General features: G+C 74.6%; 10 protein-coding genes and 1 tRNA gene. 5 read left to right on the forward strand and 6 right to left on the reverse strand.

From position 1 onward, the window contains the following. Window positions 1-60 precede the first annotated feature (60 nt). The 3 genes from ABD353_RS07575 to ABD353_RS07585 form a co-directional block, all read right to left on the reverse strand. Entirely contained in the window at window positions 61-285 is a 225-nt protein-coding gene (locus ABD353_RS07575; protein WP_344622697.1) for an FmdB family zinc ribbon protein, read from the reverse strand. 25 nt (window positions 286-310) lie between these two features. Then, entirely contained in the window at window positions 311-853 is a 543-nt protein-coding gene (locus ABD353_RS07580; RefSeq protein WP_344622698.1) for a DUF4442 domain-containing protein, read from the reverse strand. A 66-nt stretch (window positions 854-919) separates the two neighbouring features. Then, the gene (locus tag ABD353_RS07585) at window positions 920-2,101 is read right to left on the reverse strand and encodes a hypothetical protein (protein ID WP_425555094.1); all 1,182 of its coding nucleotides are present in this window, start codon (window positions 2,099-2,101) and stop codon (window positions 920-922) included. Window positions 2,102-2,341: 240 nt separating this feature from the next. On the opposite strand from ABD353_RS07585, the gene ABD353_RS07590 reads away from it, so the two are divergent. From ABD353_RS07590 to ABD353_RS07600, 3 genes are all read left to right on the forward strand, one after another. Further along, window positions 2,342-2,413: transfer RNA gene (locus ABD353_RS07590), tRNA-Val, on the forward strand. A gap of 356 nt (window positions 2,414-2,769) precedes the next feature. After that, entirely contained in the window at window positions 2,770-2,964 is a 195-nt protein-coding gene (locus ABD353_RS07595) for a hypothetical protein (RefSeq protein ID WP_344622700.1), read from the forward strand. Next, window positions 2,961-3,542 (forward strand): potassium channel family protein, encoded by a 582-nt coding sequence (locus ABD353_RS07600; protein ID WP_344622701.1) that lies wholly within the window; start codon window positions 2,961-2,963, stop codon window positions 3,540-3,542. The genes ABD353_RS07595 and ABD353_RS07600 overlap by 4 nt, the downstream gene beginning before the upstream one ends. Window positions 3,543-3,735: 193 nt before the next feature. Here the strand turns inward: ABD353_RS07600 and ABD353_RS07605 are convergent, their stop codons facing one another. Further along, complete coding sequence (locus tag ABD353_RS07605) at window positions 3,736-5,454, reverse strand: SulP family inorganic anion transporter (RefSeq protein WP_344622702.1); 1,719 nt, start codon at window positions 5,452-5,454, stop codon at window positions 3,736-3,738. Between the two features lie 228 nt (window positions 5,455-5,682). Between ABD353_RS07605 and ABD353_RS07610 the strand changes: the two genes are divergently transcribed. Further along, complete coding sequence (locus ABD353_RS07610) at window positions 5,683-6,159, forward strand: F0F1 ATP synthase subunit B family protein (protein WP_344622703.1); 477 nt, start codon at window positions 5,683-5,685, stop codon at window positions 6,157-6,159. Window positions 6,160-6,259: 100 nt separating this feature from the next. Here ABD353_RS07610 and ABD353_RS07615 read toward each other — a convergent pair whose 3' ends face one another. Then, the gene (locus ABD353_RS07615) at window positions 6,260-6,685 is read right to left on the reverse strand and encodes a MarR family winged helix-turn-helix transcriptional regulator (protein WP_344622704.1); all 426 of its coding nucleotides are present in this window, start codon (window positions 6,683-6,685) and stop codon (window positions 6,260-6,262) included. Between the two features lie 76 nt (window positions 6,686-6,761). Between ABD353_RS07615 and ABD353_RS07620 the strand changes: the two genes are divergently transcribed. Beyond that, window positions 6,762-8,081 carry an aldehyde dehydrogenase family protein gene (locus tag ABD353_RS07620; protein WP_344622705.1) on the forward strand — a complete coding sequence of 440 codons (1,320 nt, stop codon included), beginning with the start codon at window positions 6,762-6,764 and terminating at the stop codon, window positions 8,079-8,081. Between the two features lie 142 nt (window positions 8,082-8,223). Here ABD353_RS07620 and ABD353_RS07625 read toward each other — a convergent pair. Continuing rightward, on the reverse strand, window positions 8,224-8,733 hold a 510-nt coding region (locus tag ABD353_RS07625; protein ID WP_344622706.1), incomplete at its 5' end, for a type 1 glutamine amidotransferase domain-containing protein.

Consider the following 8,733-nt stretch of genomic DNA (forward strand, 5'->3'; position numbering starts at 1 on the left):
TGCCGGGCCCCGTTCCGTTCCGGTCTTGTTCCGGTCCGGTCTTGTTCCGTTCCGGGGGGGTCAGCCGCAGCAGCCGCCGCCGCAGCACCCGCCGCCGCCACCGCTCGGGGCGGGAGCCGCGGCGGCGCCGCCGCCCGCGGTGCCGGTCACGGCGACGGCGGAGAGCAGCTTCACCGTGTCGGCGTGGCCCTCCGGGCAGACGGCCGGGTCGTTGGCCTGGGCCATCGTGCGGCGGAGTTCGAAGGTGGCTCCGCAGGAGCGGCAGCGGAAGTCGTAGCGAGGCATAGCGGCAGGGTACCGAGGCGGCAGCTCAGACGGCAGTAGCGACCGGTTCGGGCCGCCCGCCCCGCTCGTCCTGCCCGGTCCGCCCGGTGGTTTCCGGCCGGGCCCGCTCCGGCTTGGGCCGGACGTAGACCTGCTTGCGGACCCGGGCGACCACCGAGCCGTCCTGTGCCAGCACCTCGGTGTCGAACCAGACCAGCGCCTTGCTGCCGTCGGCCGTCAGCTCGCGGATCTCCGCCAGGCGCTCGTCGGTGAGCACGAACTCGGCGGTGATGTCGCCGCGGCCGGGGGAGACGAAGTCGATCTCCGCGGCGCTGTCCCACACGTAGTAGTCCGGGCCGAGGTTCTGCATCACCAGCAGCATCCAGAACGGGTCGGTCATCGCGAAGATGGAGCCGCCGAAGTGGGTGCCGACCCAGTTGCGGTTCAGCCGCCCGAGCCGCAGCCGGACCTTCGCGCTGCGGAAGGCGTCGTCGACCGCCAGCACCTTGATGCCGGCGAACAGGAACGGCGGCCAGAGGTTGATGCCGCGCCGGAAGGTGGCTGCGGAGAGCGTGCGCTTGCGTGCCATGAGCGCGACTCTAGCACTAAGTTACTGGCCGGTAATGTGTCCTGGGTCACGCCCTCGGCGGGTCCGTCAGCGCGGCCCCCGGATCATCGCCACCACCCCGGCCGCGGTCTCCCGCACCGCCGCCAGCTCGGTCAGGAAGTGCCAGTAGTCCGGGTGCCGGCCCGCCTCCTCCAGTGCCGCGACCGCCCGGTCCAGCCGTGCCACCGCCGCGTCCAGCGGCGCCGCGTGCCGCGGGTCCGGGGTCTGACGTCCCGTCATGGCCAGGCGCTGGGCGTCCCGCAGGGCGAACCGCGTCCGCTCGATCTCCTTGTGCGGGTCGTGCGACACCTCGTTCAGCTGCCGCAGCCGGTCGTTGACCGCCGTCACCGAACCCTCCGCCGTCTCCAGCACCGCGCGCACCGTCCCGATCGCGCCGGTCGCGTCCGCCCAGCGCTGCTCGTCGCGGGCCCGCGCCGCCTCGTCCAGCTTCCGCGAGGCCGTCGCCACCGCCTCCGCCGTCTGCGCCGGCACCCGCTGCAGGTCCTGCCAGCAGGAGACCGAGAACCGCCGCCGCAGCTCGCTCAGCGCCGGCTCCACCGTGCCCCCGCGCGTCTCCAGCGCCTGCACCCGCGTCCGCAGGCTCGCCACCCGGCGGTCGATCTCCTTCGCCCGCTGCGGCAGTTGCTCCGCCTGGTCGCGGACGACCCCGGCCCGCCGCGCCATCTCCTCCGCCCGCTGCAGGGTCGCCTGCACCCCGTGCCGGGCCACACCCTCGTTCATCCGGGTCAGCTCCGGGCCGAGCTCCGCCAGCCGCGCCGCCAGGTCGTCCGCCTTCAGCCCGGCCGCCCGCACCTGCTCCAGCGCCGTCGTCGCCGCCAGCAGCGCCTGCCGGGCCTTCTCCACCGCCGGCGTCACCCGGATCAGCTGCGACTCCGCGTGCTGCACCAGCGGCTGCAGCCGCTGGACGAAGGAGTCCAGCTCCGACCGCTGCGCCTCCAGGTCCCGCTTGGCCTGGTCCAGCTGCCGGCGGGCCCGGCCGGCCGCGGAGGAGTCCAGCTCCGGATCCTCCAGGTCGTACGCGTCCAGCGCCGACAGGTAGCCGACGGTCACCTCGTTGATCCGTCCCGTCAGCGCCTGGAAATCGGCCTGCGCCCGGCCCGCCGCGGCACTGTCCTCCGCGGAACGGATCGTCTCCAGGGCGAGCTGGGCGTCGCGCTGCGCCGAGTCGAGTTCGTAGAAGGTCTGCTGCGCCGCATCCCGGGCGGCCACCGCCTCGGCCCGCGCTCCCTCGCCCCGACGCCACCAGCCGCCCCGCCCGCCGCCACCGCCGGCCACCCTCACCACGCGCTCCCTGCTGCTCGTACGCCTGATCCAGGCCCATTCTTCCCGATCGCCCCCACCGCCCGGGACCCGCCGTCCGACGCCATCCGGACGGTGGCGGCGGGCAACCCCCGGACCAGGTACGCTAGGCCTCCGTCGTGCACCCGGGGACCCCGTGTGCCGCGGCACGGGCGCATAGCTCAGCGGTAGAGCGCCGCCCTTACAAGGCGGATGTCGGCGGTTCGAAACCGTCTGCGCCCACCGGCAGTGAACACCACGAAAGCCCCGAACCCTTCCCGGTCCGGGGCTTTTCGGCATCCGGATCCGACACCGGCGGCGCACCGACCGCCGCCCGGCCCTGACACGGGCCGGGTGTCGTGCGACGGTGGTGGATGCGGGACCGCAGCCCGGAGCACGTGCGCGGTCGCCGCGCGACGGGCCGCAGCCGATCCGGGCGATCGGCCCCTGGAGGATGTGCCATGCGGGCGACGGACAGGACACCGGGAAGGCCGCGGGACGGGCGGGAGACACGGGCCCGTGGCGCGGCGGGGGTAAGACGCCCGAGCCGGAAGGCAGTTGAGCGCGGTGCCCGGCGCACGGGACGGGTCGAGGGCGCTGTGCCGGCCGATCGCGGTGGTGCCTTCGGCATCCTCGTGTGCACGGCCTTCCGGCGGTTCGCGATGTGGTTCCCGCCGACCCGACGGGCCGCCCGGCGTAGGTCGCTGCTGTGCGCGGTCGCGGCCGGCATGCTGATCGTCTTCCACTTCTTCGTCCTCTGCGGCACGGTCACCGGACCGCGGAGCCCGTCATGACCGCCGGCACCGGGACGGCGCCCGGCGGCGAGACCCAGGGCCGGCCCTCGGCCAGGAGGATCGCCTGGACGCTGCTCCGCGTGGTCGGCTCGGTCGTCGCCCTGGGGGCCCTGTACTACGGGCTGCCGCTGGACCACTCGTCCACGTCGGCCACCGTCACCATGCTCCTCGTCGGACTGGCGGGGTTCATCGTGCTGGTCGCCCTCCAGGTCCGCTCGATCATCCGCTCCCGGCACCCGGGACTGCGGGCCGCCGAGGCGCTGTCCATCTGCGTCCCGTTCTTCCTGCTGCTCTTCTCCGCCACCTACGTCGCGCTGGCCGCGCTGTCCCCCGACAGCTTCGGCGAGCCCCTGTCCCACTCCGACGGGATCTACTTCACGGTGACCGTGTTCTCCACCGTCGGATTCGGCGACATCACCGCCAGGACCGACACCGCGCGGCTGGTCGTCACCGTCCAGATGCTGGCCGATCTGGTGGTCCTCGGCCTGGGCATCAAGGTCATCGTCGGCGCGGTCCAGCGCGGCCGGCAGCGCAGGGCGGGACCGCGGAGCCCCGAGGCCGGGAACGAGGAACGATGACCGCGGCCGGGAGCCCACAGGCCGACGACCACGGTGGGCGAGGCTGCCGCGGTCAGGACGGGAGGACGTGCCGGTGTCCCGGCCACCGGCCGGGACACCGGCACGTCGGCGCACTCCCACCGCCCCAGGCTTTCATGATCGACGTATCGCCCCGGTAGCGCGGCGGGAGCGGCCGACCGGCATGGCCCCGGCCCTAGTCTTCGGCGGTGCCGAACCGGGTGCGGTAGGCGGCGACGGCGGTCGCGAGGGTGGGGAAGATGCGGTCCTCGCCGACGGAGTCGCTGAGGCCGTAGGCGTCGAGTTCCTCGCGGAGGTCCTGCTTGACCCGGGCGAGGGCGAAGACGATGCCGCGGTCGGCGAGTTCCCGGCGGAGCGAGTCCACGGAGTCCAGGGCGGTGATGTCCACCTCAACGTTGGCCTCGGCGTTGAGGACGAACCAGTGCACCGGCTCGTGCTGGTCGTCGACGGCGGCCAGCGCGCGGCGGCGGAAGTCCTCGGCGTTGGCGAAGAAGAGCGGCGAGTCGTAGCGGTAGACCACCAGGCCGGGCACGGTCTGCGCGGCCGGGTAGTCGTCGACGTCGTGCATGCCGGCGACCCCCGGCACCGTGCCGAGGACGGCGTCGTGCGGGCGGGCCACCCGGGCCAGCAGTTCGGCGATGGACAGGCCCACCGCGACCAGCACGCCGTAGAGGATGTCCAGCGCGAGGACGCCCGCCAGGCAGCCGAGTGCCAGCAGGAACTCCCCGCGGCGGAAGGAGAGCAGCCGGCGGAACCCCGACACGTCGATCATGCGGACGGCCGCGTAGACGACCAGGGCGCCGAGGACGGCCGTCGGGGTGTGGCTGAGCAGTGAGCTGAAGAACAGCAGCACCGCCACCACGGCCAGCCCCGCGGTGAGCGCGTACGCCTGGGTGCGGCCGCCCGCGGACTGGGCGAGCGCGGTGCGGCTGGCGCTGCTGCTCACCGGGAAGCCGTGCAGCACACCGGCGCCGACGTTCGCCGCGCCGAGCGCCAGCAGCTCCTGGTCGGCGTCCAGCCGGGTGCCGTCGCCCGGGGTGGCGAAGGCGCGGGCCGTGAGGATCACGTCCGTGTAGCCGACCAGCAGCACGCCCAGGGCGGGCAGCACCAGCTGGGACAGGTCGGAGAGGCTGGGGAAGTCCGGGCTGGGCAGGCCGGGAGGGATGGCGCCGATCACCTTGATGCCGTGCTCCTCCAGGCCGAAGGCCGCCACCACGGCCGTCCCCAGCAGCAGTGCCAGCAGCGGGCCCGGGACGCCGCGGAACCGGCCCGCGACGAAGAGGAAGAGCAGCGCGGCCGCGCTGAACACCACGGTGGCCGCGTGGAGGTCGGAGATGTTCTCGAAGAACGACACCAGCTGGGGGAAGAAGCCCTCGCCCTCGGTCTCCACGCCGGTGAGCTTGGTCAGCTGGTCCACCATCATGATCAGGGCGACGCCCGCCAGGTAGCCGATCAGGACGGGCCGGGACAGCAGGTCGGCGACGAAGCCGAGCCGCGCCACCCACGCCACCACGCAGAGCAGACCGACGACCACGGCGAGGGCCGCGGCGAGGACGGCGTACCGGGAGCTGTCCCCGGCGGCGAGGGGCCCGATCGCGGTGGCGGTCATCAGCGCGGTGGTGGACTCCGGGCCTACGGAGAGCAGGCGGGAGGAGCCGAGGACGGCGTACGCCAGGATCGCCGGGAGGATCGCCCACAGGCCCGCCACCGGCGGCAGGCCCGCGACACTGGCGTAGGCCATCACCTGGGGCACCAGGTACGCCGCCACGGTGGCACCGGCCAGCAGGTCGCCCCGGATCCAGTCGCGCCGGTAGTGCCGGAGCACGGGGAGGCCCGGGGCGGCGGGTACGATGCGGTGCCACCACGGGTCGGGGGCGTCGGTCTGCTGCGACACGGGGCTCTCCCTTCGCCTGGGGACATGATGCCCCGGAACCGGCCGGACGCAGGTCAGGCCACGCACGCCGGACACCGGCGGTCGGGCAGGTCCCGGCCGGGGCGGTGCCGGCGGCCCCGGGCCGGGCCTCCCGCAGCGGCGGCCGGCCGTTCCTGACGGGCGGTCAACCGCATGCCCGTGCGGGACATGGGTAGGTCTGGGGGCATGGGACCTCTAGAGCCGAACCCGGTGGAATTCGTCATTGGTCTGATCTGCTTCTTCGTCCTGTTCGGGATACTCGGCCGGCGCGTGCTGCCGCGGATCGAACGGACCCTCGCGGAGCGCGAGGCGGCCACCGGCGGGCGGCTCGCCGAGGCCGAACGGATCCGCCACGAGGCCCTGGAGCTCGACGAGGAGCGCCGCGCGCAGCTGGACGCCGCCCGCCACGAGGCGGCCCGCATCCGGCAGGAGGCCGCCGAGGAGGGCGCGGCCCTGGTCGCGGCCGCCCGGGCACAGGCACTGCGGGAGCGCGAGGAGCTCGTCGTCGCGGCGCAGGTGCAGCTGGCGGCGAGCCGGGTGATCGCCGAGGCCGAGCTGCGCGAGGACGTGGTGGTGTCGGCGGTGCAGCTGGCCGGCCGGGTGGTCGGCGAGCCGCTGGCAGGGCTGCCGAGGACGGAGGCCGCGGTTGCGCGGTTCCGTGCCGAGCGGGAGGCGGCGGCGGACTGAGCGGACGTTCGGGCGGGCGGCGGACGGTGGACGGTGGCCGGCTCCGGGAGGCCCTCGGAGCCGGCCGCGTGCGTTCGGACCCGGGGCCGGCCGCGCGGGTTCAGTCCCGGGGCCGGCCGAGCAGTTCGCCGAGCCGGTGCAGCAGCGGGAGCAGGGCGCCGCGCTCGGTGGGGGTGAGGTCGGCGAGGGCGCCGTGGACGGTGTGCATCTCGGCGCGCAGGGACCGGGCGAGCCGGTGCCCGTCCCCGGTGGCGTGCACCGTCTTGCTGCGGCGATCCTCGGGGGAGGGGGTCCGCGCCACCAGTCCGCGGGCCTCCATCCGGGCGACCAGCCCGGTGGCGTTGGAGGCGTCGCAGACCAGGTGCTCGGCGAGCGCGCTCATGCTGAGCGGGTGGTCGAGGGCGATGAGCGCGCGGGCCTGGGTGGTGCTGAGACCGTGCCGCCCGGCGACCGCCGCCAGGTCGTCGTAGTAGCCGCGGACCACGCGGGCGAGCGGCTCCACCAGGTCCGACGCATCTGGATTCACTTGACATCCTCAAGTAACCGGCGTTTCCTGAAAGCAGGTAGTTGAGGATATCAACCATTCCCTGCGAGGAACCCCCATGAACGACCGCCCGGCCGAGCAGCCCGCCGACCTCGTCGCCCGCCTGCGCGCGGCCTTCCGCACCGGCCGCACCCGACCGCTGTCCTGGCGCACCGGGCAGCTGCACCGGCTGCGCGCGCTGCTCACCGAGAACGGGCCGGAGCTCGCCGCGGCGCTCGGCGCCGACCTCGGCAAGAGCGAGCAGGAGGCGATGCGCACCGACGTCGACTTCGTGGTGCGGGAGATCGACCACACCCTGGAGCACCTCGCCGACTGGCTGCGGCCCGAGGACGCGCCGGTGCCCGAGCGGCTGGCCGGCGCACGGGCGCGGACGCAGTACGACCCGCTCGGCGTCGTCCTGGTGATCGCCCCGTGGAACTACCCGGTGCAGCTGCTGCTGGCGCCGGTCGCCGGGGCGCTGGCGGCCGGCAACGCGGTGGTGGCCAAGCCCAGCGAACTGGCGCCGGCCACCTCGGCCCTGCTCGCCCGGCTGCTGCCCGCGTACCTGGACACCGCGGCGGTCGCGGTGGTGGAGGGCGGGGTGCCGGAGACCACGGCGCTGCTGGCCCAGCGGTTCGACCACATCTTCTACACCGGCAACGGGGCGGTCGGCCGGGTCGTGATGCGGGCCGCCGCCGAGCACCTCACCCCGGTCACCCTCGAACTGGGCGGCAAGTCACCGGCGTTCGTCGACGCGGGGGCGGACCTCGCGGTGGTGGCGGAGCGCCTGGTGGCGGGCAAGTTCCTCAACGCCGGCCAGACCTGCGTCGCCCCGGACTACGTGCTGACCGACCCGGCCACCGCCCGCGCGCTGGAGCCGCTGCTGGCCGACGCGGTGGAGGCCCGGTACGGCGAGGACCCGGCCGCCTCGCCGCTGTACAGCCGGATCGTCAACGAGCGGCACTTCGACCGGCTGGCCGCGCTGCTGGGCTCCGGCCGGACGGTGGTCGGCGGCGGCCACGACCGGGCCGGCCGCTACCTCGCGCCGACCGTGCTCGCCGAGGTGTCGCCGGACTCCCCCGTGATGCAGGAGGAGATCTTCGGCCCGATCCTGCCGATCGTCGAGGTCGCCGGCCTGGACGAGGCGATCGACTTCGTCAACGACCGGGAGAAGCCGCTCGCCCTGTACGTGTTCAGCCCCTCGGAGGAGACCCGGCGCCGGCTCGCCGAGGAGACCTCCTCGGGCGGGCTCGGGTTCGGCCTGCCGCTCGCCCACCTGACCGTCTCCGACCTGCCGTTCGGCGGGGTGGGGGAGAGCGGCATGGGCAGCTACCACGGCCGGTACTCGATCGAGGCGTTCAGCCACCGCAAGGCGGTGCTGGAGGTGCCGGTCGGCTGACCGGCGTCCTTGCCGGGAAGAGGGGCGGGCGGGAACAAGCGGGAGCAGGCGGAAACGGGCGGGAGCCGGTGGTCGGCTCCCGCCCGTTCTGCTTGATGATGTCAAGCAGTTGTCGTGTCCCGGGACCTACCGGGCCGCTGCCTCAGCCGATCGCCTTGAGCAGCTCCTCGGCCAGCGGGCCGGACGAGGCCGGGTTCTGCCCGGTGTACAGGTTGCGGTCGGTGACGGTGTACGGCGCCCAGGGCTCGCCCGCCGCGTAGTCGGCGCCGAGCGCCACCAGCCGGTCCTCCAGCAGCCAGGGGGCGCGGTCGGCGAGACCGGCGAGCCGCTCCTCGGTGTTGCTGAAACCGGTCAGCCGGTACCCGGCGACGGTCGGCGTGCCGTCCGGGCGCACCGCGGCGAGCAGCGCGGCCGGACCGTGGCAGACCACGCCCAGCGGCAGGCCGGCGTCGAGCACGGCGGTGAGCAGCCGGCCCGAGTCGGCGTCGACGGCGAGGTCCTCCATCGGGCCGTGGCCGCCGGGGTAGAAGACGGCCGCGTAGTCGGCCGGGTCGACGTCGGTCAGCGCGACCGGGTGCCGCAGCGGCTCGGCGGCGGCGAGCGCGGCGGCGGCCTCGGCGGCCTCGCCGGCCGGGGCGGCGGGGGTGTCGGC

The sequence above is a fragment of the Kitasatospora arboriphila genome, from assembly GCF_039528095.1.
In the GTDB taxonomy this organism is placed as follows: Bacteria; Actinomycetota; Actinomycetes; order Streptomycetales; family Streptomycetaceae; genus Kitasatospora; species Kitasatospora arboriphila.